Source organism: Faecalibacterium sp. OM04-11BH, assembly GCF_003482185.1.
In the GTDB taxonomy this organism is placed as follows: domain Bacteria; phylum Bacillota; class Clostridia; order Oscillospirales; family Ruminococcaceae; genus Faecalibacterium; species Faecalibacterium tardum.
Genome location: NZ_QULS01000009.1, coordinates 20,935 through 42,916 on the forward strand (window position 1 = coordinate 20,935; position 21,982 = coordinate 42,916).

A 21,982-nucleotide genomic window follows, 5' to 3' on the forward strand; every position below is an offset into this window, starting at 1 on the left:
TTTATAGAATATCGATCAGTATAGCGGTGGCATTATCACTGTGCGGGACGAACGTGGCGGCGTTTACCAGCGTTTTCGCAGTGATCCACCGCAACCCCAGCAGCTTCTTGAGCAGTGCTTCCGGCAGCTGCCCATAAACGCCGTCGCTGCAAAGCAAAAATCGGTCGCCCGGCCACACGTCGTCTATCGTAACGACTTGGATACACCGTGACCGCTCCAGCTTTTCCGCTGGCATCCCAAGATAGGCTTCCAGGATCCGCTTTTCAAAAACGCTGGTCGCAAGCCCCGCTTTCTTTCGGCTATAAAATAGGTTCTGCGGGTAATTAAGGAGCTGAACCGGTTCGCCCACCTGCCGGTGCGGTCGATACCAGAAACAGGCACTATCGCCGACCGAGGCCATCGAAAAGTGTGTGTGCGGCTGGATATCCGGGTCCGGGTTTGGAGCAGGGGCAGTCAGGCAGCAGCCGGTCAGTGTACAGCCGCCTTCTGCGTGGAGGGTCTGCAACGTATCGTACACGGCATGGGCGGCTTTCAGGACCCCGCAATAAGGCAGGTCAGCATGGAGTTCGCCGCCGCCCGGAATGTCGTAGAGAGAAATAGGGGGGACAGCCTCAACGGCCTTGGCAAATGTTTCACAGGCAAGGCGCGCGAGGTACTGGCTTTCTGCGCCGCTGCCGATGCCGTCAGAGACCGCGGCATAAAGGAAGGGAACTTCCACTTCCTTCCGGTCAGCCCAGAAGCTTGTCTGTTCCGGGCAAAGGCCGGTGGCACAAAGGCAGTCTTGATTTTCGATGTGGGAACCTTTGGCGGTGCAGGCACTGATTTTAATTTTCATGTTGTTTCCTCCCACGCGGGATGCAGACGGTCGATGGCGGCAAGCAATTGTTTTGCCAGCGGCTTCAGTACACTGCTCATTTCGCTGGACTTTTCCCTCATTAAAACGGCTTCATAGGCGTTGCCGTCCGGGTAGACCAGAGAAAACGCCAGATAGATGGTGTAAAGCCCGGAAGTGCCTACCTGCGCCGTTCCGGTTTTGCCGAATACGCGGGCGTTTCCTGAAAGCGCCAACCCATAGGATTTTGCCGTTTCCGAAAAGACGTCCTGTAAGGTCGTCAGGGTCTCGGGACGGAGGTTCAAGCTGCGGTGCTCGACCTCGTATGCTTCCGGCAGAGGGGTCTCCTCCGTGCTTCCATCAGGCAGGGTGTGCTCAAAATGGTCTGCAATACGGAGGGTCGTCAATTCGCCCGTGGCCACTGCACCTAGCCATGCCATGGATGTCAGCGGTGAGACCGAGAGCCCGCCCTGCCCGATGGCTTGGAGCCGTGCTTCACTGCGGGCAGAGTCGGCGGTCAGGGTGCTCTCTGCCGGGAGAATGGAAGTGCCGAGACGTAAAAAATTCTGGTTGATGCCAAAGGCTTCCTGTGCGCGGATCAAATCGCTAAGGCTCATTCTGTCCGCGAGTACCGCAAAATACGGATTGTTACTCGTTCTGGCTGCCTTGTGTAAATCCAGCGTACCGCCCGGTGCGCGAGAGGCAGTGCGAATTCCTTTGTACTCCCCTGTGCTGTCCTCATACGTCAAATCCACGCCGGCTTCCACAGCGGCGGCAGTTGTCAAGATCTTTGCTACGGAGCCGGGAGGGTTCACATCCAGCCATGGGGGGAGAAGATAGCCTTCTGTCTCTGTATATAACGAAAAGTTCTGCGAAAAATGATTTGCGTCAAATTCCACGTCCCCGTGGCAGGACGCCAATGCATAGACTTCGCCGGTCCGGGCATTCGCTACGCAGCACACGCCTCTTCCCTGCCCCTTTACCAGATCGTATGCGATCTGCTGGAGCTCTGCGCAAATGGTCATGACCAGACTGTCTGCGGTGCCGCCCCCCTCTTCCCGTGCGTAATAGAGTGTATCACCAAATTCACGGCGCAGACCGGAAGAGGAAGTGGAAGTCCTGTAGCCAACAAGAGAACTGTAGCAGAGTGCGGTCACCAGTGCGGGCTTTCCGGGCTCCGAAGCGCTTGTAAAAGGGATCCCATCGCGGGAGACGATCGCGCCCTCGATGGTGTTTGCTTTCCGGGCGGCTTTCTCAAATTCGGCGCGCTGCGCTTCGATCTGAGGCCGCTGGGTGCTGTCCAGCAGCCCGAGGCGTTCCAGCAGCAGCACTACGGACCCAGATAGTCCAAGCGCAGAGCAGAGAGCGAGGAATAACCTGAGGAAAAGACGGCGGTTCATCATGATACATCCTCCTTCGTGATTTGTGATGCAGCGAGCAGCTCCCGGCTGCCCTGCCGTGTAGGAATGGTGCTGCACAGCAACAGGGTGATTGCGGCCCAAGAGCAGATGAAGCTGCTGCCCCCTGCGCCCAGAAAGGGAAATTGCACGCCGATGAGGAGCAGGCTGGCCGTAGAGAATAAATTGACAAGTCCGGCTAACCCGACAGCACAGCCTGCACCGGTGCCCACACAGCTCAGCCAGCCGCCGCAGCGCGTACTAAGCAGTAAACTGGCCAATATAAGCAAAAACGTGCCCAATAGAGCCAGGAGAAGACAAATCCAGCCGCCCCTATTCGCCAGTGTTGCCAAAATCAAATCGGAATCTGCTACCGGGGTGCTGACCCGGTAGGGGGCAGAACCGAAAGGGCGCGCCAAGAGCAACGAGCGCCATGTGGTATACGCTTGGTATGCGGAGCTGCTGACCTCTTTTGATGAGAGCGTGGAGAAATCGCTGATTCCAAAATAGTGCAGCCGGACGGCTAGTTTGCGGTATACCAGCTGGCCAAGCCGAAAAGGCCCTGCCGGGTTTTGCATCCCGCTGCACAGCTTTAAAAACGCATACCCTACCCCACCCGTCAGGGTACCAAACGCAACGAGGGAAAGCGTGTGCTTTATCGAACAATAAAGCAGCGCCATGACCCCGCAATCCAGAAGACAGACAAGCAGCGTGCCTAGCTCGTTTAGTACAAAAAAGCCTCCGGTGCACACGGCGAGCAGCAGCAGTGCGGCGCGGAAGCGGACCCCTTCGTGCCAGGCTTCATTTGTCACGGCAGCGGAAAATCCTATAATGAGAATCAGCTTAACGACTTCGGTCAACTGGAAAGAGTGCCCTCCAACCGACACCCATGCATACGTGCTGTTGATGGGTTTAGAGAAGAACCGCAAAAAGAGGAAGGACACAGCACTTCCAGCAACACAAAAATTGTAGATAAGCGTCTGCGGCAGTACGCGCAGCAGTGCAAAAACAAGGGCGGTGCAGATGCAGCCCACAAAGGACAGCAGGCAAAAAAGCTTCAGCTCATTTGCGTTTGCGGGGTGCAGGCTTACCTGCAAGGCCATGCCTAAGGCACTGAAGATGGCGGACACCCGCAGCGGAAGGGCTGCGGCACCGGCCCAGTGAACCAGCAAGGCACCACCACAGGAACAGAAAAAAGCGAGCGTTGGCCATACGGTGCGGAAAGCCGCAGCGGCTTCTGCGCCGTCCGTGCGGGCAACATAGCCTTGCAGCGCCACACAGAGAACGACAAAGGCCACCGTGTCGCGCAGGGCTTTGAATGCAGGGTGCTTATGCTTATGACGGAACATGCGGCCTTCCTCCTCTCGGCGGCGGGATTAATTTTTGAATGTCGGACGGCGGGACTGCTTTTTCGGTGCGGCATCGACACCGGCCTGATGGAACAGGTCTTGGATTTTGTCCCCCATGGAGCGTTTGGGGGGCTCGGTTTCAATGTTGTTGAGGTCTGCCTTCTGCGGCTCTGTCTCCGGTTCATCGCCGGGCAGCAGCACGAAGGCCAGAGGGCTGCCACAGAGCGAGAACAGTTTCGCCTTGCTCGGGTCACAGGTGAGCACTTGATCCAGTGCGATTTCATCCTCGATGATCTTCCCCTGAAAACTGCTGGCATTTTGGTTGTTTCCGTTCAGCTTCAAGTAGTAATGATCGTCTTTTTGGCTGCGATAAATTAAAAGGGGTGCGTCATGGGAGATAAACTTGGCGTTGTAACCGTTCTCCCGCAAAGTCAGATAATTACTACAGCAGCCTTCGCTTGGCAGTCCGCCGAAGGGAATGATCGAGATGAAGTCGCCGCCCTCAGATGGAAGCCCGATGACCTGTGGAGGCAAAAACTTCTCAGGGTTCTTTGCGCTCTTTTGGTAGACCAGCAGCTTGTCCTGCTTGTCAAGAATGAATGTATCATCGCCCAAATGCACGGCATATTGAAGCCGGTTTTCGACGTCCTTTTTGAACTGTGCGCTTTTGCGCTGGACCTCAGTGCGACCGTTGCTGTGATACAGCATCACGAGCAGGACAAAGACAATAAGCAGGGCAGCAACAATACATACAACGAGCAACATTAGTTTCACTTTTGACCACTCCTTTTCCTTTTTTTGAATGGGATATACGGCTGTCAGGCAGCGCTTTCAGCCTTGGCGGAAGAAGCGCGGCTCTGGGCGATCTGTCGGCGGATCTCACAGGCTGCGTGGATGCAATAAATGGAAATTTCATCCAGCATAAAAGCCAGCACACAGGCGGCAAAGGAGGTGAGATCGTGGTTATACCACAGCATCGTGATCGCCTTCTGCACGAGGGTGCGGTCGCCTTCCAGAATTTGCCGGGTCAGTGTGTCGATCGTTCCCATGTGCTTCGTCCGGGTGGACAGCACCGACCCGGCCAGCGCCGTGCGGAGGCTGCTGAGTTCGTGGCTCCAAAGCGCCTTTACCTGCTGCCATGCAGCATCGGCATCCGGGCCGGCAGCAGCCTGCTCCACGTTTTCCAGAAATGCAGCCTCTGCGGAAACATGTTCGGAGATCGTCCGGTTGAGTTCTGCAAGCTGAAGATAGCGTTCAAGGTGGTCCCGCAATGGGAGCGGGTCGGTTTTGAGCCCGGCGTTCAGAGCGGCGGTAATGAGCTTGTTGATTTGCTCGGACAATGCCGATGTATCAACACTGGCCTGTGCAAGGAGTAATTGGATGGCGTGAGCCGTCTCTTCTGCGGTGGTGGCTGCATCCGCGTTGAGAGCCTGCAACCGGATGCGGAGGGAGCGGACGTCGGCCTTCAGTTTCTTCAAAGTGGCGCCACTTCCCGCTTCTGCTTCAATGGCATCCATCAGGGCATAGGCTCGCTCAAGGTCGTTATTTTGGAGCAATCCAATTAGTTGGTCGAGTTCAAAGTATTCGGTCTGCTTCTTCTGGGCATCGTTATAGCGGCTGCGGATGAGGTCGTAATCCCCTTCGGTCAGCATGTTGCTAGCGGTGTTCTGTTCCTGCATGACCTGTGCTTCGGTGCGCAGGGCTGTCAGTTCACCGGAAATCGTGCTGTATAGGCTGCCCATGTCGGAAGAAATAGCGGACTGCACATCGGGCAACAGCTGAGTGGAGTAGGCGCTGTTTAATGTGGTCATGGTGTGGCGCATGTATACAGAGGTCGGTGTGCCGATGTTGATAAAGCTCATAGCACTGAATGCCACAGAGAGCAAGAACGCGGCGCAGCCGGCGAGATGGAAGCGCTCCGCACAGACCAGCTCGATACCCTGCACGAGCAGGCTGGCCAGCACCGCCACCATCGCCGAGCTTGGAAAAAACACGGTATGAAAACCCGCCATCGTGCTGAACAGGCTGATGCCCGCAGCAACCAGAAGGATGCCCTGCAAGACCCAGAGCTTGGCCTGCTGCCGCCAGCTGATTTTTTCTTTGTCCGTCATGATCTCCTCATGCTCCTTTCTGGATGCGGGTGGGTGGTTCGTCCACGTCCTGCGGCTGCGCGGAAGGGGCGGCCTTAAACAGGTCGTCCAGTAGACCATTCAGGTCGGAAGGAATGGCATCCTTTTCTTCCGGCGGGGCAGCAGGTTTGGGCTTCGGCTTGCCTTTGTCTGGCTCCGGGAACTGCTCGTTTTTATCGATCGAATGGATATCAAGGAACTGCAGAATGGCGATAAGGCCGTCCAGCAGCCTGTCCAGACAGTGGCTTTTCCAGAGCCGGCAGAAGAGCTTTCCGGCCACGCCGCAGCCCGCCAGAATAGCTGTCAGGTATACAAAGCCGATCCCGGCATCCCGCAGCAGCGGCAGCATGGCGGGGAACGCTGCCAGCGCTTGCAGCAGCTGCACAAAGCCTTCCGCGACCGGAAGGAAAAGGAGGGCAAGACAAAGAATGCAGAACAGAAAGAGACAGCTCAGCCAGCGCAGCAGGACCCCCGCTGCTGTATGGCCCAGCGCGATGCGGAGCCGGTTCTGTTCCTGTGGTGCAGTGCCCTGCGCATCATCGTCGATGTTGTTCAAATCGACGGCCTCGCGGGGCGTTTGTCTGCGGTCATGCTTCATGTCGGTTCGCCTCCTTGGTTCTCCGGGGTGGTTCGTTCACCCTCATAAACGAAATCCGACACGGAAGGATGACTTCTTACAAAAAACTTCACAGAAAGTTCACATTTCGCACTACTCGGCCAGCGTATCCAGGATCTGCTGTGCATCACGGAGAAGGTTCTGATCGGCATTCGATGCCCGCCCAAGCAGGATGCTGTAACCGGTCTCAGCGGAGGGCAGCTTGCAGTGCAGATACAGGCAGTGCATCTCCTCGCCGTTTTCTGTACGGCAGATGCCGGTGTCCACAGCCGCCAGCTGTGCGCCCTCGGGTGCACGCAGACCCAAACTCTCGGCCCGGTGCCGGAACACTTCGGCCAGCTGTGCCTGTTTTTCTTCCGGCAGCCCGATCTGCCGAGTGCTGTTGGCCGGGGTCGTGCCATGCTCTGTGCGCCGAAAATCGTTCGGCGCAAGGCATTCGAACTGAAAACGCAGGCAGCCATCCGCAACGCTTTCGATCCACAGCAGGGGCAGCAGCAGGCTGCACAGCACGGCACCATTCGCGATGCGGGAATAAGCGGCACGGAAAGCTTCCTGCGTGGCAAGATCTTCGTCGTTGAACAAAAAGCCGCCGTCTGTCTGCAAAAGTGCGCCGTTGGGCAGCGGGCACAGCAGTCCTTCCGGGGCAAGATAGCGCCGCAGCACATCGCAGTAGCAGCTGCTGTCCAGAGCTTCTGCCGCCAGTGCAGCTTTTTCCTCTGCGGAAGCATCCGGTGCAAAGGGGATATCATACTCCAGCAGTGCGGCAGTGGTGACGATCTCCAAAGCCCCGGACACATTGCACAGGACGTTTGCACCCGAGGAATAGCTGACTGCGGGGCAGTAATAAAACAACAGGTCGTTGACGCTTTGCGAAAGAGAATTTTCTGCCCAAGCCTTCGTTTCGCCGGATTGGCGCACGATGGTAAAACAGCGGCCGACGCCGAATGAGGAGTCTTTTTGGGGCAGCTGATAATACACCAGATCCTGCAGCGGTTGGGACAGGCTCAGGCAGACCGGCTGGCCGTAGCCGTTTGTGCCCAGCTGCGGATCATACAGGGTGTCGTACAGGATGTGGCGCAGGCCGAAACCGTTGTCGGGATCGCCAAAATTGCGGCCCAGAAACCAGTCAAACGCCGGGTCCAGCGTCTGATTGTCAAATCCCGGGGAGGAAGTTTCGCCATCGGTAAGCGGATAGCCTTCGCAGCTGTAAATGATGCCTTCCCGTGTTCTGCGAAAGGACAGTTCACGGTTCAGCACCCAGTATTCAAAGGTGCGGCTGGCTTCTGCAAACGTCCGATGCAGCCCACAGGCCGTGGCGGCAACGGTACCGGCAGCCAGAGCGGCCAGAAAATCACGACGGCGGATCTTATGCTTCGTCATAGCGGATCTCCTCCTCCATTTCAATTTGCTCCGGCAGCAAAAGCGGCTGCGCAGCGGTCTGCGGGGGTGCGATCAACAGTCCGGTAAGGAACATGCAGCCGCAGCGGGCAAGCAGTCCGTTGATCGGGTATTCGTCCAGCCAGGGCAGGTTCAGGCCAAGAAAGCTGGGCAGCACGCCTGTGCAGGCCAGGGTGTGCAGCAGCATCTGGGTGGCAAAAAAGCTCACAATGAGCACCGCCATGGTGCTGCGGCGGGGATCGCCGCGGTTTGCTGCCATACCGCCCAACAGCAGCAGGGCCAGCAGTGCGGCAAACAGCACCGCAGCAGCGGGACCCAGACGATTTGCCGCGATCAGGATCTGCCCAAAGAAAGCCAGAGTGGTTTTGTTTGTGCCGGCGCTGCCGGAGCTGACGACCAGAAGCCAGTGCTGACTGGCGGCGACTTCCGACCATGTAGGCCCGCGGGGACCGACTGCAAACTGCCCGCCGCACCAGTCACAGAACGCGTTCCACAAGGCTGCGGCGTAGGGCAGAAGAAAGCCTGCTGCCCCGCCCAGCGCCAGAAGCAGGCCCGGATGCCGGACAGCGGGGCGCTTCCGGCGCTGCGGATGGGGCTGCGGCGCAGTGACCAGAAGAACCAGTACACAGAGCGCTGCGGTCAGGAGCAGATCTCCGCCGGGGCAGCCTCCGCAGTAAAGCAGGATGCAGTGGAACAATGCCGCAAAACAGGCTTCCAGCCGACGATGCCGGAAGGGCTGCAAAAAAGCAAGGGTGCAGAACTCCAGTACGATCAGAGGAAAAATCATGCTTGTGAGGAACAGGTTGATGCGCAGATCGGAAAGGGCAAGCATGCCATTCTGCCCCAGCAGCAGGAAAAGCAGATAAACGGCAATTTCTGCCAGCCGCAGCCGGCGCAACATACAAAACAGCGCGGCGTCATCTTCCATTTTTTTCAGAAAGGCAGGCCCCGCCGCTGCGCCCAGAAACAGGGCGGCAGCGCCAAAAGCCGCAGTAAACGGCACATATACGGCGTATGAGGTAAAACTGACGAGCAGCGCACAGCCTACTGCAAGGATGGAGAGCGCGCTCCAGATGATCACCAGATCAAAAAGGTTGAAGATGAAAAAGGAAGAGACAAAAAGGCACAGGCAGGTACACACGATCCACCCGACAGGGACAATGAGATCTTCGGCGCACAGGCTGTCAAAGGCGGCAGAAAAAACTGCGATGCCGGAGATGCTCAGAAAGAAAGCGACCATGCACAGCAGGGTGAACTCCAGCTGAAAGGAAGCAAGCCGGTCAAGGTGATGTTTTTGCTTGAACTGCTCCATCCGTTCAAACGGCGTATGCAAGGGGGTCTTGCTGCGCACAACAGCCAGCGTCAGCAGGCCTGCCAGAATGCCGACAGCTGCTGGGGACAGATGCTCCGCAGCGAAAAAGACCAGCAGGTCGCCCAGTGCCGCGCCGAAAAACGCCGCCGCTGCCAGCACAGGCAGCCAGAGCAGAACGCGAAAAAACACGAAAACTGCGCCGGCAAGGGTTTCTTTGTTGAACTTCATGATGATTCCTCCTTTGCGGCAAAGGGGTCATGCGTCATCGGTCTCAAAGCCGAAGCGCTCCACCTTGATGTCCTCTTCTTTCAACTGATGATAGATCTTTTCCGCGTCGGCTTTGTCGTCAAACGGAAGTGCGTACGGCAGGGTCTCTACGGCGTTTTTGAGGTCAGAGAGAGAGGCGCTGTGATAGTGATCCTTCAGGATCTTTAATCCGCGGATAAAGCGACCATTCCAGCTTTGGATCACGACCTGATATTTCTTGCTGGGGTCGAGGTCGAACGGATGCTTCGGGTGGGAGTCCTGCAGGGAGCTGGTGATGAAAGAACAGAGGTCGTCAGCCGTGCTTTCATACTCCTCGATAAGGTCCAGCAATGGGTCCTCTTTTCTGTCCACATAATGGACAAGATCAAACAGCTTCGGCTTCTGGTGCGGCGGCAGATCCTGCCGGGGCTGGGGCTCCTGCCAGCCGCTGGGATCAAAGGCCGTGGTGCAGGGAGGCAGTTCGGTCACGAACTTAATGCTTCCGTGCAGAATGACCAGTGCCTGCCCCGTTTTCAGGGAGGCCAGCTGTGCCGGCGTGATGAGCGAACAGGAATCGTGCTCCACGCGGTCGTCCGACACACGGTCGCCGCAGAGCTTGCTCATTTTTTCCAGAGTATAGAGGTCGTTGGTGCGGTACATCACCGTGAGGTCGGCATTGGAGCGGATGGTCTCCGCTTCGGACTCGCCGTAAATGGTCTCCAGCTGCTTGAGGCTTTGCAGCACGATGAAAGTGCGGATGTTTCGGGAGCGCCCGGCTGCCATCATGCGGCTCAGCGATGAGATCCGGCCGATGTTGCCGGCTTCTTCCAGCAGAAAATTCATCCGCCGGGGCAGGCGGCCATTATATTTCTCCTGCGCAAGGCTGACGAAATGCCGCATGATCTGGTCGATGATGACTGCGGCCAGTGGAGAATACATCGGGTTTTCGTCAGGCAGGATCAGCCAGATGGCCAAAGGCTTCTGCCCGTCCAGCTCGTTGATGTGCAGATCATCGTTGGCAATAAAGCCGCGCAGCACATTGCTGCGCAGAAAACGGGACAGACCCTCCAGCATTGTGGAGCGGATGCCGCCGCGCGTATCCGAGGCAGTGCTGATATAGCTGTAAAGCTCACTGCTCACGATGGAATCTTCCGGCAGATGATGCATCAGGTGCTCCAGATAGGTGTCCCGGCCGAAAACGGTGCTGCCGTGGCCGGAATAGTGCCGGTCGCCCTGCATGATCAGGTTCTGGACACTGGCGATGTTGATCTCTTCCGGTTGGGCGCACTCCATCAGTGCATAGGCTGCGGCAATGAATACCGAGCGTGCACTGTTGATCCAGAAGGGATCGCTCTTGCTTTCTGCATACAGCGTGTATGCCAGATCTTCCAGCATTTCGCCGCCCTGCTTCATGCGCATGGGGTCGCCGGATAAGTACAGCTCCGCAGGGGCGCTCAGCACATTGACGCACTCGGATGCCAGCATATTGCGGAAATCGATGACATGTACGGTATAGTCTTTGCTCATCCGGCAGGCGTTGCGGCGGTAAAGTTCGCCTTTGGGGTCAACAGCCAAAAAGGACTCCTGCGCCTCGATCAGGCTGCGCACCAGATTCTGGGTGCCGCAAAAGGACTTTCCGGCACCGGTCACACCCAGAAAAATGCCGTTGCTCTCCCCGGCGTGCACCCAGCAGCGGTTGTTTTCGCAGTACAGCACCGGGCCGCCGCCCGCCTGTCCCGCCAGGGACAGCGCTGCTTTGATATTCTCCGGTTTTGTCCAGCTTTCTCCACGGATCATATTATCGAACCTCCTTTTTCAGAGAAGAATACAGGGTTTTCAGCTTCAGCAGCGGAATAAACTCGGAAAAATCAGCCTGCTGGGCCAGCGTGCAGGCCAGCCGCACCGCCTGACGCGCGTTCCGGGTGCCGGTCTGGTGCACCAGTTTTTGCAGGATCGCATCCGTTTCGGGAAGATCTTCCAAACGGATGTTCAGCTGATCGATGAGCGTCTGGCGGGTGATGCCGGCCAGCGTCTGCTCGGAATAGGGAGGGATCCGGACCCAGTGCATCTGATTCGGGTCCAGCAGGGCGCTGATCTTTTCCATCAGGAGCAATTGGCTGCGGTTCGGTGCCGACGGCAGGAAAAAGAGCAGGGTGGCATGCGCTGCCATACTGGGCAGCTCGCGGAAAAACAGCCGGGTCTGCTCTTCGCCGAAATGTGCGGCCAGAACGGTGATGTCCCAGGCAATGACACCCTCGTACTCGTTGGTGTACACGGCGCTGGCGCGGATGCTGCGCAGCGTCTGGCAGAGCTGATCCATGCTGCCGTCCAGCTGATATTCCAGCATCAGATCCAGTCCGCCAAAGCTGCGTACACCGGCCTGCGCAAAGGCACGGCTCAGGTAGTTGGCTGCGGTGGTGCGGCCGTTGCCTTCATCCAGCGTCAGGATGAAATGCCCGGGCTGGATGCCGAGACGATGATACTGCTGGGCGCGGAAGCAGCACTGCTGCACTGCGTCCACCAGAGGCTCCATGCCGATGGGTGCGGGAATTTGATTCATATTGCTGCCTCCTGTTCTTCCTTGCAGGGAAAACCGATGTGGTCGATCAGACCGTAACGCAAAGCCTCGCTGCTGTCCATCCAGCTGTCACGCTCACAATCCTGCTGGATGTCCTGAACCGTGTGGCCGGAATGGACAGCGAGGCGCTCGGCCAGCTTGTACTTGGTGCGCTGGATATTTTCTGCGGCGATCTGAATGTCGGTGGCCTGCCCCTGCGCCATGCCCAGCGGCTGATGGATCATAATGCGGCTGTTGGGCGAGGCATAGCGGCGGCCCTTCGTGCCGGCTGCCAGCACCAGTGCCGCCATGGAGGCCGCCAGCCCGACGGCGGCCGTAGTCACCGGGCAGGACAGCGCCTGCATGACATCGTAGATGGCCAGCCCGGCCGAGACCGAGCCGCCGGGGCTGTTGATCACAAGGGTGATAGGCTCCTGAGAATTGTCCTCCAGATAATGCAGCTGGGTGATGATGCTCAGGGCGGCTTCGTCGTTGATCTCACCGTTCAGATAAATGGTGCGCTTGGACATCAGATCGCGGCTCAGCACGCTCATGATCTGCTCCTTGCCGTTTACGCTGACGCTTACTTCCGGGATGTGGTACATAAAAAATCGACCTCCTTTTTTTGCAGGGGTCCGGCCCGGCGGACTTCTGCCCGCCGGGGGAGTCTGTTCTCTGCCTTTCGCTCTCTATAACGCACAGCGACCCGGTTTTATCATCTGAACAGCAAAAAAGATCCCGCTTCCGGTCGGAAGTGGGATCTTTTGTAAGAAACGGCTCAGATCAGCTGAGCAGATAATTCAGTTCTTCGCAGTCAGAGGGAACATTGATCTTCGACTTTACGACAAGCCGGATGGCCCGCTGCTTTAAGGTGCTGCGGTAGGTGGAGTTCAGGCCCTGACGCAGGGCGGTCTCAAAGTCGGTATAGATATCCAGCACAGCAGCTTCGGGGTAGCCGTTGGCCTCTTCGTCCAGCAGCAGAATGGCAAACTTGGCAAGGCCGCTCAGGTAGGACAGATGCGCCTCGTTGACGCCCATCTGGGTCTGGATGGAGTCCCTCAATGCGCGCTGTGCGTGGCGCAGAGCCTCCTGATATTCACCGCGCTCAAAGAGCATCACGGCCAGCTGCATGGCGCATTTGGGTGCGACCTTCAACGTTTCCAGTGCTTCCCGCAGGACGGCTTCTTCCCGCCGGTGGTCATTGAAATCCCGGCAGACATCGGCTTCGCAGTCGTAACTGCCCTCGTCATCCGGGAACTGCTGGCGGTACAGCTTCAGCAGCTGATCGATCTCGGCTTTGTATTTTTCCAGCTCTTTTTCGCTTCCGGAAAGGGATAGCTGTGTCTCGTACCCGATTAAGAAGCGATAGCCTCTCCATGACCAGAAGAACTTGGGAATTTTTACCAGCGTCTTGCAAACGGCTTTGCAGCGTTCTCCCTGACCGCACTCCATGCCGTATTGCAGATAGTCGGCCAGAAGATCGACGCTCTTGGGATAAAAGTCCAGTCCGCGCTCCAGCGTAATGCAGGCTAAGTTATAGAGATCGCACTGTGCCAGAACGACGCATAGATTATGCCACGCATCCGCACTGCCGCTGATCTGGGGCTGACGCAGAAGCTGCTCCAAAAAAGTCGAGAGATCTTTCAGGATCTGCTGCTTTTCCTCGGGCTCTGCCGTGGAAAAGTCCCGCAGATAACGGCTCTCCACGATATCGGTCGCAAGGCCGAGGGTCAGACAGGCCGAAGAATCCTCCTGAGGATCAAAGTCGGTGTATTCTGTCTCGTATGCCATGGTTTATACCTCGCTTTCGTTGTCAGATGGATCGGTTTTTTTGGCTTTTTCCTGCGCATCGATCTCCGCAATTTTTCGATCGATGTCTGCCAGCATTGCGTCCAGATCAAGTTTATCGGAGCTGGCAGACTTTGTGTCAGGTTCGGGTGTATCGGAATCCGGGGAGAACGGGTTAAACAAAGGATTGTTGGAACCCGAGAACCGGTCTGACCTTAGTTCTTCTTTTTTGATCTCATTGAAATCCAGAGAAACACGAACACCTCTTGTCGGCGTTTTGATGGGAAGCACCGGATAGGCGGGGGCATAGCCCGAAATATCCAGAAGGTTTACGATGGCGGGCTTGCAGCGGGACGAGAGAAGAAGCACCTGATTCTTTTCTTTGTCCAGCTGCTGGAGATCATAAACGGACAGGTTGGGGGTGTGGTCTTTCTTTTCGCCGCAGAGCGCAGAGATGTCTTTCAGCAGTTCCAGTTCACGCGAGAACAGGTAGATCCAGTTGGTGCAGTTGGCGGTGATGGTCTGCGCATTTTCCTTGTAAGTGTGCACCAGCTGATTTTTGCTCTGGAGACAAAGGATAAAACGCAGATTGCGGGATCTGCCCGCAGCAAGATACTGAACAAAATCGCATCCGCCGATGGAAGGCAGAGAGCTGAACTCATCCAAAACATAATTGACCCGTCCGGGCAGCTTACCGCCGCTGCGGTCCGCAAATTGTACAAGCTGTTGATACGACTGTGAAATATAAAGAGACACAAGACGATGGTAGGTTGTTTTTTCGTCAGGCGTAAGGAGAAAGACGGCGGTCTTTTCCTGCGCAATACGGTCAAAAGAGAAGGTAGTGTGACTCAGCATGTCCACTAGCGAAGGAGAGATGATGAACATTTTCAAGCCGAGATCTAATACGGATAGTATCCCTTTCTGTGTATCGGAGGCCGTTTCTACCGTGCCGGTCATGCTGGCAGCGATGAGCTCGTCTTTCTTGGCCCACTCCCAAATGGGATTGTGGGCAGAAGAAAACCGGGCCTTTTGGGCGAACATTTCGCGGCGTAGCGTGAGTAGGTTTCCGATGTTCACGGCCTCGTCCGGCTTATCGTATTCCTTGCAGTAGCGGAACAGACACAGGATCAGGCCGTACAGACAGGATGCTGCAGAGCTGCTCCAAAAAGGATCATCTGTTCCGGTGTTGGCGGTTATGGTACGGGCAACATCCTCGATGAATTCGCCGGCCTTGTCGAGGTTTCCCTCTTTGTAGAAACGATATGGGATCTCTAGGAAATTCCAGCAGTCGCCCACAGAGGCATCTCGGAAGTTTACCGTGATGATGTTGTAATCCTGATCTTCCAAAAAACGAGCCATGGTACGATATAGTTCGCCTTTTGGGTCGTTGATGATCATACTTTCCCCTGCAAAGCCCAGCATTCGGATGGTGGGCATGACGATACATCGCGTTTTTTTACTGCCGGTCGCACCGTAGACCAGGGTGTGGTTATCAGAGCTGTCCACGGCAACGGCACCGTGCTCCCGGTCATAGGCCAGCGGCGGGCCGCCTACAAAGCCATCGTAGCTTTTGGGGCCGGTGAAGCGGTTCTGCTCCACAAGGAACCGAGAATTTTCACGCAGGATCGCAGACGGCTTTTCAAAATTAGGATTATCGAGATTCAGCATAAAAACTCCTTATTATAAGGTCAGCTTGGGGGGAGGATCGATGAGCTGATCGGTATTTTCGATCGAAATATTCTTGCGGTTTAGATGGTCTCTTATCGCTTTTACATATTCATCGTCGAGAGAACCAAACAGATCCGTGAGAATCTCCTCAATCTCCTTTTCGGACTTCCCGCTGAGAATTTCTTTGAGCTTCTCGGCTACCTGTTTCGAGGGGGGCGTTTCAGACGGGAGCATTTTCTGAATACAGCGATCCAGCGCTTTTTGGTAGCGCTTCTTTTTCTGTGAAAACTTACTGGAATGCGCCGGGATCGCTCGGTCAAAAAAGAGCAGAACCAGTGCCGCAATATAGGCATAAACGACCTTTTTGCCGCCGTCCGTTTCCTTCTTGTCGCCGTTCTGTGCCGCATGGATGAGATCGGTATCACATTCCAGACTGCGCAATTTCTCGCCGCATTTTTCGGCTACATAGGGTGCAAGCCGGTTCAGTATATTTTGGTATCGTGCATCGATCAGTACCTGCGGATATTCGCTCAGCTTTATTTCTGCCATGCTGTACGGGATCTTATTATAATCGTTTGCGTAAGAGGTCGCGCGGGAAGAATTGATCAGGTTCTTCCCAATAGATCCCACCAGTTTATCGAATTCCACCAATTTATCGGATTCCGCCCGTTTATCGGATCCCGCCAGTTCATCCCAAACCGCACACATCCGTTTGTAGTCAAGCTCTTCCTGATCCCTTTCTTCCGGGCTCAGACACTTGGAGAAAATGGATTCCGAAACCCGGTCATCGGCTGTGTTGCTGCAAAAAAGATCTGCAAGGAGCTTGTCTGGAACAGCTGTTTTATGCTCCATCCCCAGGAAACAGTCGCCTGTGAAGAGCAGCACCCGCTTGGTAAGCTGTTCGGTGCCGGTTTCGTCCTGAGGAAAAATGGAGTCATCTCCAGCCGTGACGAAGCGGAAGTCATCGGTGACCCGTGCATAGAGCTCTTCCAACGTTACATCGATCAAAAGAGTAGACTTCCTCACGACATCGCAATGACAAAGAAAGATCTTTTTGTGATTCTGCTGAAGGATATCCGTGGAAGCTTTTTCGGGATAAATCATCGAAAGGCATCCGCGAATCTTTCCGATTTGCTGGTTAACATTCTGCAGCTGCACGTTATTTGTCCAGCAGAGCTTAAAAATTTCTTCGGTCGAGATGTCGCTGGTCAGGGTTCCGTCAGAAGCGGTTATGGTATGTTCTGCAATGCACCGCAAGACTTTCAGAGATTTTCTCTTCAAAGTGGCTACCTGTTGGCCAGCGCAGTCGTAAGCGTTGCCGCTTTCTACATCGATGTAGGCGCCGTTTTCAAAGGTGATACGGATAATCTCTGACATGACGGTTTCCTCCCTTCATTACTATTTCACACGGATTATTAAATTTCAATTAATTTTCTCATAAAAATAAAATTATTTTTTGTGCCGCTGAAATTAACGTCGAATTAACGATGTTTTTAATCGCTTTTTGGCAGAAATAGAGGCTATTCTATAGTCATGGTCGAACACACATTGAGTGCTAAGGAGGAACACCATGGCTACATATCATAACGAAAAACCTTTGTCCGAGATCGCCCTCGTCAACTGTTTTAACAAGATCACAGCAAACGGTATCCGCACGGCGGAACAGCTGCGCCAGACGGAATATTATCAGGAGGCCATCGAAGCAATCTATAATTTTGTGCGCGATGCTGCGCTCAAAACGAAGAAGTCCAAAGACATGCTCAAGGCGTCCGGTTTGGAGGCTGACGATGTGGCGGTGGGCTTCGTCCTTGAGTACATGGAGAAGGATGGCAAGATCGATGCCCTTTTGAAATGCCGTGACGCGGGGCATTCCAAATGGCTGTGGCGCTGCCTGGCAAACTACCTCGTTGATCTGATTAGGCATGGAAGGCGCAAAACGAAAGACGTTGATGCAGAAAAGATCGTGACGGCAATTGACGATCAGACGCTGGAGCTGCTTTCTGGTGAAATGGAAGCGGACCCTGTCGGCTGCGAGATGATCGAGTTTATGTTGGAGAATGTGACGCTTTCTCCGGCCGAAAAGCTCATGGGACTGTTTCTCGACAACAGCTTGTGTGAATTGATGGCTGTGCATAACAGTGCACAGAGTGTGGAAGCTTTTGTAGAGGAGCTTGTTTGCGAGGCGAAGGCGATTTATGGAATTAACGTGAGTGATGCAGAGGAGCGCGACGCGGTCCGTATGCTGAAAAACGCGGCGGATCCGAGGAAGGCGATCCTCTTGGCACGTTACAGGGCACGGAAGAAGATCTTGAACGTTTTCGAGAAACGCCGCAGCCTGAAACTGAAAAAAGTATCCTGACTTATATAGTAAAACAGGCGCGCCATTTTTTCAAGCGTGTTTGATGAATTGTTCTATCCATAGCTGCTTTTTGTCAATAAGGAACAAACCCACATGCCCGCCCACCGTGGTTTTCCACAGCTGGGCGGGCATTCTTTTGTGCCTTTTTGGCATAAAAATACCCCCGGAGGATGCAGCGTTTTTTACGCTGTCTACTCTGGGGGCGGCATATCGGGCACTGCGCGGCAGCTCCCGGAAGCGGACACTGTATTGCTGAAAAAGCACTTGCTTAGTGCCGCTCCTCCGGCGGGCAGCAGCTCTCCCGGGGGATGAGCTTATGCGGCACGATGATCTTTGTGGCCAGAAGGTTCGGGTTCTCGATGTGGTTGATGGTCTGGCTGGCGGCCTCCATGCCCAGCTGGTAGGGGTTGACGTCCACGGTGGTCAGCTGCGGGCTGGTGATGCGGGAGAACAGCGAGTTGTTGAAGGACACGATGGAGAATATCGGCTGGGCGGTTATCAATAACCTGCACATCCTGTTCGCCGTTGCCATCGGCGGCAGCTGGGCAAAGGAGCGTGCGGGCGGTGCCTTTGCCGCCGTGCTGGCGTTTGCCCTCATCAACGTGATTACCGGCAACATCTTCGGCGTCACCAGTGCCATGCTGGCAGACCCCAACGCCGTGACCCACATCCTGTTCGGGCAGGAGATCGCCGTCAACGGCTACTTCACCTCCGTGCTGGGCGCACCGGCGCTGAACATGGGCGTGTTCGTGGGTATCATCGCCGGTTTTGTGGGCGGCGTGGCCTACAATAAATACTACAACTTCCGCAAGCTGCCGGATGCGCTGGCTTTCTTCAACGGCAAGCGCTTCGTGCCCATGGTGGTCATTGCCTACTCGGTGGTCATTTCCATCGTGCTGTCGCTGTTCTGGCCTGTGGTGCAGACCGGCATCAACAACTTCGGCATCTGGATCGCCAACTCTTCCGAGACTTCTCCCATTCTGGCTCCGTTCATCTATGGTACGCTGGAGCGTCTGCTGCTGCCCTTCGGTCTGCATCACATGCTGACCATCCCCATGAACTACACTTCCTTCGGCGGCACCTACACCATTGCCACCGGCGTCAACGCAGGCAGTCAGGTGTTTGGTCAGGACCCGCTGTGGCTGGCATGGGCAAACGACCTCATCAACTTCAAAAAGGCCGGCGATATGGCCGCTTACAACAATCTGCTGGCTACCGTCACCCCCGCCCGCTTCAAGGTGGGTCAGATGATCGGCGCAACCGGTCTGCTGCTGGGCATTGCACTGGCGATGTTCCGTCGGGTGGATGCCGACAAGCGCGCAAACTATAAGTCCATGTTCATCTCCACCGCGCTGGCAGTGTTCCTGACCGGCGTCACCGAGCCGCTGGAATTCATGTTCATGTTCTGCGCCATGCCGCTGTACATCGTGTACGCACTGCTGCAGGGCTGCGCCTTCGCCATGGCGGGCATCATCCATCTGCGCCTGCACTCCTTCGGCAATCTGGAGTTCATCACCCGCATTCCCATGTCCCTGCAGGCGGGTCTGGGCGGCGATATCATCAACTTTGTGATCTGCGTGATCGCATTCTTCGTCATTGGCTACTTCGTGGCCTACTTCATGATCGGCAAGCTTCAGCTGGCAACGCCGGGTCGTCTGGGCAACTACACCGATGACAACGCGGACGATTCTGCCGCCGCCGCAAAGACCGAGAAGAAGGCCGACAAAAAGGCTGATAACGGTCAGGCCGAGCGCATTATCGCCCTGCTGGGCGGTCGGGAGAACATCGTGCTGGTGGACGCCTGCATGACCCGTCTGCGCGTTACCGTAAAAGACCCCGCCAAGGTTGCCGACCTTGCCGCATGGAAGGCCGAGGGCGCGCTGAGCCTGCTGGTGAAGGGCGACGGCATTCAGGCCGTGTACGGCCCCAAGGCAGACGTTCTGAAATCTGACATCAACGATATTCTGTAAAAAACTATGAAACTGCTGACATTGAATACCCACAGCCTTATCATCCCGGAGCATGAGGCAAAGCGGGAGATATTTGTAGACTTCATCGCAAAGGAGCAGCCGGAGGTGTTCGCCCTGCAGGAGGTGAACCAGACCGCCGCTGCGCCGCTGCTGGCAGAGGCTCCGGCGGGGTACTATCCCTGCCCCGGCAATATGGTGCTGCTGAAAGCGGACAACCACGCCGCAGCCGTGGCAAAAATGCTGGAAGCGCGGGGCGTGCACTACGATTGGAGCTGGCTCCCGGCAAAGGTGGGCTACGACATTTACGATGAGGGCACGGCGGTGTTCAGCCGTGCACCCATCACCGCCGCCGAAAACCTGCTGCTGAGCCAGATTAATGATTACAACAACTGGAAGACCCGCCGCACGCTGGGCGTCTGTGCAGGAGACGTCTGGTACTATACGGTGCATCTGGGCTGGTGGAAGGACGAGGTAGAGCCTTTCGTTCCCCAGTGGGAAAAGCTTTCAAAGGCAGCGGGCGCAAAAAAGACCGCCTTTCTGCTGGGCGACTTCAACAGTGAAGCGGACGTGCGGGGCGAGGGCTACGACCTCGTGCTGGGCAGCGGCTGGCAGGATACCTACCGCCTTGCGCAGCAGCGGGACGCTGGCTACACGGTGGTGGAAGCCATTGACGGCTGGCGGGATGCCCCGGATGCAGCGGCAAAAAAGCGCATCGACCAGATCTGGTGCTCCAAGGCGGTGGCTGTCAAGAGCAGCCGGGTGGTGTTCAATGGCCTGCAGGAGCCGCAGGTGTCTGACCACGCCGGTGTTATGATCGAGTTATAAAGGAAGGTAAAAGAAGATGCAGAGAAGTGCAGGCATTTTGCTGCCCATCAGCAGTCTGCCGTCCCCTTACGGCATCGGCTGCTTTTCGCAGGAAGCATACGACTTTGTGGATTGGCTCAAGGAAGCCGGACAGACCTATTGGCAGATCCTGCCGCTGGGTGTGACCAGCTACGGCGACAGCCCGTATCAGAGCTTTTCCGCCTTTGCGGGCAACCCCTATTTTATCAGTCTGGATGCACTGGTGGAGGAAGGCGTGCTGACCGCCGCCGAGTGCAAAAAGGCAAACTTCGGCTGCAAGGCAGATGACATTGATTACAGCCGCCTGTATACCGAGCGCGGCCGTCTGCTGCGGCTGGCGTACTCCCGCAGCGACATCGGCCACAACGAAGCGTTTACGGCATTCTGCGAGAAAAACAAGTGGTGGCTGGACGATTTTGCCCTGTTCATGGCGGTGAAGGATCGCTTTGAGGGCAAGCCGTGGATCGAGTGGGCAGAGGATATCCGTCTGCGCTGGCAGCCCGCCATGGACTACTACCGACGGGAGCTGTACTTTGAGGTGGAGTACCACAAGTATCTTCAGTTCAAGTTCGACGAGCAGTGGCGCAAGCTGAAAGCCTACGCCAACAGCAAGGGCATCCAGATCATCGGAGATATCCCCATCTATGTGGCGCTGGATTCTGCGGACGCATGGGCAAACCCGGGGCTGTTCCAGCTGGACAAGGACAACATCCCCACGGCGGTGGCGGGCGTTCCCCCGGATGGCTTCTCTCCCACCGGTCAGCTGTGGGGCAACCCGCTCTACCGTTGGGAAGCCCACCGCGAAACCGGCTATCAGTGGTGGATCACCCGGCTGTGGTACTGCTTTGAGCTGTACGATGTGGTGCGCATCGACCACTTCCGCGGCTTTGATGAGTATTTCTCCATCCTCTACGGCAGCGAGACTGCCGTGGATGGGCACTGGGAAAAAGGCCCCGGCATCGAGCTGTTCCGCGCGGTGGAGCAGGCACTGGGCAAACGGGAGATCATTGCCGAGGATCTTGGCTATATGAGCGACACTGTGCGGCAGCTGGTGCGGGACAGCGGCTTCCCCGGCATGAAGGTGCTGGAATTTGCCTTTGATTCCCGCGATACCGGCAGCGCCAGCGACTACCTGCCCCACAACTACCCGGTGAACAGCGTGGCGTATACCGGCACCCACGACAACGAGACACTGGTCTCCTGGTACCAAACCATCTCGGACGCCGAGCGCGCCATGGTGCGGGATTACCTGTACGACTACGCCACCCCGGACGAGCAGCTTTATAAAAGCATGATCGCACTGATTTTGCGCAGTGCAGCGGCAAGGTGCATCATCCCCATGCAGGACTGGCTTGGGCTGGATAACGCCGCTCGCATCAATAAGCCCTCCACCGTAGGCCAAAACTGGCGCTGGCGGCTGAAAAAGACCCAGCTGACCACCCGCTACGGCCGGATGAACTGGGCGTAACCGCAAGAGATTTTTTTAAAGAATAGCAGCAGCACCCCGCACGCCTTTCC

The 21,982-nt window shown here is 56.2% G+C and carries 19 protein-coding genes; 4 read left to right on the forward strand and 15 right to left on the reverse strand.

Going from position 1 to position 21,982, the window contains the following annotated elements:
- Position 1 precedes the first annotated feature (1 nt).
- From DXB44_RS09015 to DXB44_RS09080, 14 genes are all read right to left on the reverse strand, one after another.
- Positions 2-835, reverse strand: coding sequence for a protein phosphatase 2C domain-containing protein (locus DXB44_RS09015; RefSeq protein ID WP_118658481.1), 834 nt, complete (start codon positions 833-835; stop codon positions 2-4).
- Positions 832-2,235: a penicillin-binding transpeptidase domain-containing protein gene (locus DXB44_RS09020; protein ID WP_118658482.1), complete on the reverse strand. Its 1,404-nt coding sequence runs from the start codon at positions 2,233-2,235 to the stop codon at positions 832-834. Before DXB44_RS09020 ends, DXB44_RS09015 begins: the two co-directional genes overlap by 4 nt.
- Positions 2,232-3,578, reverse strand: coding sequence for an FtsW/RodA/SpoVE family cell cycle protein (locus DXB44_RS09025; protein ID WP_118658483.1), 1,347 nt, complete (start codon positions 3,576-3,578; stop codon positions 2,232-2,234). The genes DXB44_RS09020 and DXB44_RS09025 overlap by 4 nt, the downstream gene beginning before the upstream one ends.
- A 27-nt stretch (positions 3,579-3,605) precedes the next feature.
- On the reverse strand, positions 3,606-4,352 hold the full coding sequence (locus tag DXB44_RS09030) for a hypothetical protein (protein WP_147366424.1): 747 nt from the start codon (positions 4,350-4,352) through the stop codon (positions 3,606-3,608).
- Between the two features lie 44 nt (positions 4,353-4,396).
- The gene (locus DXB44_RS09035) at positions 4,397-5,689 is read right to left on the reverse strand and encodes a hypothetical protein (RefSeq protein WP_118658485.1); all 1,293 of its coding nucleotides are present in this window, start codon (positions 5,687-5,689) and stop codon (positions 4,397-4,399) included.
- A 7-nt stretch (positions 5,690-5,696) separates the two neighbouring features.
- Positions 5,697-6,305 carry a hypothetical protein gene (locus DXB44_RS09040; RefSeq protein WP_118658486.1) on the reverse strand — a complete coding sequence of 203 codons (609 nt, stop codon included), beginning with the start codon at positions 6,303-6,305 and terminating at the stop codon, positions 5,697-5,699.
- 111 nt (positions 6,306-6,416) lie between these two features.
- On the reverse strand, positions 6,417-7,703 hold the full coding sequence (locus DXB44_RS09045) for a hypothetical protein (RefSeq protein ID WP_118658487.1): 1,287 nt from the start codon (positions 7,701-7,703) through the stop codon (positions 6,417-6,419).
- Positions 7,690-9,261 carry a hypothetical protein gene (locus tag DXB44_RS09050; protein ID WP_118658488.1) on the reverse strand — a complete coding sequence of 524 codons (1,572 nt, stop codon included), beginning with the start codon at positions 9,259-9,261 and terminating at the stop codon, positions 7,690-7,692. Before DXB44_RS09050 ends, DXB44_RS09045 begins: the two co-directional genes overlap by 14 nt.
- 27 nt (positions 9,262-9,288) lie before the next feature.
- Positions 9,289-11,076: a type IV secretory system conjugative DNA transfer family protein gene (locus tag DXB44_RS09055; protein ID WP_118658489.1), complete on the reverse strand. Its 1,788-nt coding sequence runs from the start codon at positions 11,074-11,076 to the stop codon at positions 9,289-9,291.
- Position 11,077: 1 nt separating this feature from the next.
- Entirely contained in the window at positions 11,078-11,839 is a 762-nt protein-coding gene (locus DXB44_RS09060; protein ID WP_118658490.1) for a hypothetical protein, read from the reverse strand.
- Positions 11,836-12,441: an ATP-dependent Clp protease proteolytic subunit gene (locus tag DXB44_RS09065; RefSeq protein WP_118658491.1), complete on the reverse strand. Its 606-nt coding sequence runs from the start codon at positions 12,439-12,441 to the stop codon at positions 11,836-11,838. Before DXB44_RS09065 ends, DXB44_RS09060 begins: the two co-directional genes overlap by 4 nt.
- Positions 12,442-12,619: 178 nt before the next feature.
- Positions 12,620-13,627 carry a tetratricopeptide repeat protein gene (locus DXB44_RS09070; protein WP_118658492.1) on the reverse strand — a complete coding sequence of 336 codons (1,008 nt, stop codon included), beginning with the start codon at positions 13,625-13,627 and terminating at the stop codon, positions 12,620-12,622.
- A gap of 3 nt (positions 13,628-13,630) precedes the next feature.
- A complete protein-coding gene (locus DXB44_RS09075; protein WP_118658493.1) occupies positions 13,631-15,292 on the reverse strand; it encodes a type IV secretory system conjugative DNA transfer family protein in 1,662 nt (553 codons plus the stop codon).
- Between the two features lie 12 nt (positions 15,293-15,304).
- The gene (locus DXB44_RS09080; RefSeq protein ID WP_118658494.1) at positions 15,305-16,669 is read right to left on the reverse strand and encodes a hypothetical protein; all 1,365 of its coding nucleotides are present in this window, start codon (positions 16,667-16,669) and stop codon (positions 15,305-15,307) included.
- Positions 16,670-16,862: 193 nt separating this feature from the next.
- Here DXB44_RS09080 and DXB44_RS09085 point away from each other — a divergent pair, with 193 nt between their 5' ends.
- Positions 16,863-17,651, forward strand: a complete 789-nt coding sequence (locus DXB44_RS09085) for a hypothetical protein (protein WP_118658495.1) — start codon at positions 16,863-16,865, stop codon at positions 17,649-17,651.
- Positions 17,652-17,919: 268 nt separating this feature from the next.
- On the opposite strand, the gene DXB44_RS09095 is transcribed toward DXB44_RS09085, so the two are convergent.
- Positions 17,920-18,123 carry a substrate-binding domain-containing protein gene (locus tag DXB44_RS09095; RefSeq protein ID WP_347561810.1) on the reverse strand — a complete coding sequence of 68 codons (204 nt, stop codon included), beginning with the start codon at positions 18,121-18,123 and terminating at the stop codon, positions 17,920-17,922.
- Between DXB44_RS09095 and DXB44_RS09100 the strand changes: the two genes are divergently transcribed.
- Genes DXB44_RS09100 through malQ form a run of 3 tightly spaced genes read left to right on the forward strand, consistent with a single transcriptional unit; the run spans position 18,092 to position 21,932 of the window.
- Entirely contained in the window at positions 18,092-19,621 is a 1,530-nt protein-coding gene (locus tag DXB44_RS09100; protein ID WP_347561811.1) for a PTS transporter subunit IIBC, read from the forward strand. The genes DXB44_RS09095 and DXB44_RS09100 overlap by 32 nt on opposite strands.
- 6 nt (positions 19,622-19,627) lie before the next feature.
- Complete coding sequence (locus tag DXB44_RS09105) at positions 19,628-20,446, forward strand: endonuclease/exonuclease/phosphatase family protein (protein WP_118658497.1); 819 nt, start codon at positions 19,628-19,630, stop codon at positions 20,444-20,446.
- A 16-nt stretch (positions 20,447-20,462) separates the two neighbouring features.
- Complete coding sequence (malQ, locus tag DXB44_RS09110) at positions 20,463-21,932, forward strand: 4-alpha-glucanotransferase (RefSeq protein WP_118658498.1); 1,470 nt, start codon at positions 20,463-20,465, stop codon at positions 21,930-21,932.
- Positions 21,933-21,982: the final 50 nt, after the last annotated feature.

Bases quoted from the DNA above. Each gene is read 5' to 3' on its own strand.
- DXB44_RS09015 (WP_118658481.1), bottom strand. From the start codon at position 835: ATGAAAATTAAAATCAGTGCCTGCACCGCCAAAGGTTCCCACATCGAA.
- DXB44_RS09020 (WP_118658482.1), bottom strand. From the start codon at position 2,235: ATGATGAACCGCCGTCTTTTCCTCAGGTTATTCCTCGCTCTCTGCTCT.
- DXB44_RS09025 (WP_118658483.1), bottom strand. From the start codon at position 3,578: ATGTTCCGTCATAAGCATAAGCACCCTGCATTCAAAGCCCTGCGCGAC.
- DXB44_RS09035 (WP_118658485.1), bottom strand. From the start codon at position 5,689: ATGACGGACAAAGAAAAAATCAGCTGGCGGCAGCAGGCCAAGCTCTGG.
- DXB44_RS09040 (WP_118658486.1), bottom strand. From the start codon at position 6,305: ATGAAGCATGACCGCAGACAAACGCCCCGCGAGGCCGTCGATTTGAAC.
- DXB44_RS09045 (WP_118658487.1), bottom strand. From the start codon at position 7,703: ATGACGAAGCATAAGATCCGCCGTCGTGATTTTCTGGCCGCTCTGGCT.
- DXB44_RS09050 (WP_118658488.1), bottom strand. From the start codon at position 9,261: ATGAAGTTCAACAAAGAAACCCTTGCCGGCGCAGTTTTCGTGTTTTTT.
- DXB44_RS09055 (WP_118658489.1), bottom strand. From the start codon at position 11,076: ATGATCCGTGGAGAAAGCTGGACAAAACCGGAGAATATCAAAGCAGCG.
- DXB44_RS09060 (WP_118658490.1), bottom strand. From the start codon at position 11,839: ATGAATCAAATTCCCGCACCCATCGGCATGGAGCCTCTGGTGGACGCA.
- DXB44_RS09065 (WP_118658491.1), bottom strand. From the start codon at position 12,441: ATGTACCACATCCCGGAAGTAAGCGTCAGCGTAAACGGCAAGGAGCAG.
- DXB44_RS09070 (WP_118658492.1), bottom strand. From the start codon at position 13,627: ATGGCATACGAGACAGAATACACCGACTTTGATCCTCAGGAGGATTCT.
- DXB44_RS09075 (WP_118658493.1), bottom strand. From the start codon at position 15,292: ATGCTGAATCTCGATAATCCTAATTTTGAAAAGCCGTCTGCGATCCTG.
- DXB44_RS09080 (WP_118658494.1), bottom strand. From the start codon at position 16,669: ATGTCAGAGATTATCCGTATCACCTTTGAAAACGGCGCCTACATCGAT.
- DXB44_RS09085 (WP_118658495.1), top strand. From the start codon at position 16,863: ATGGCTACATATCATAACGAAAAACCTTTGTCCGAGATCGCCCTCGTC.
- DXB44_RS09100 (WP_347561811.1), top strand. From the start codon at position 18,092: ATGCGGGAGAACAGCGAGTTGTTGAAGGACACGATGGAGAATATCGGC.
- DXB44_RS09105 (WP_118658497.1), top strand. From the start codon at position 19,628: ATGAAACTGCTGACATTGAATACCCACAGCCTTATCATCCCGGAGCAT.
- malQ (WP_118658498.1), top strand. From the start codon at position 20,463: ATGCAGAGAAGTGCAGGCATTTTGCTGCCCATCAGCAGTCTGCCGTCC.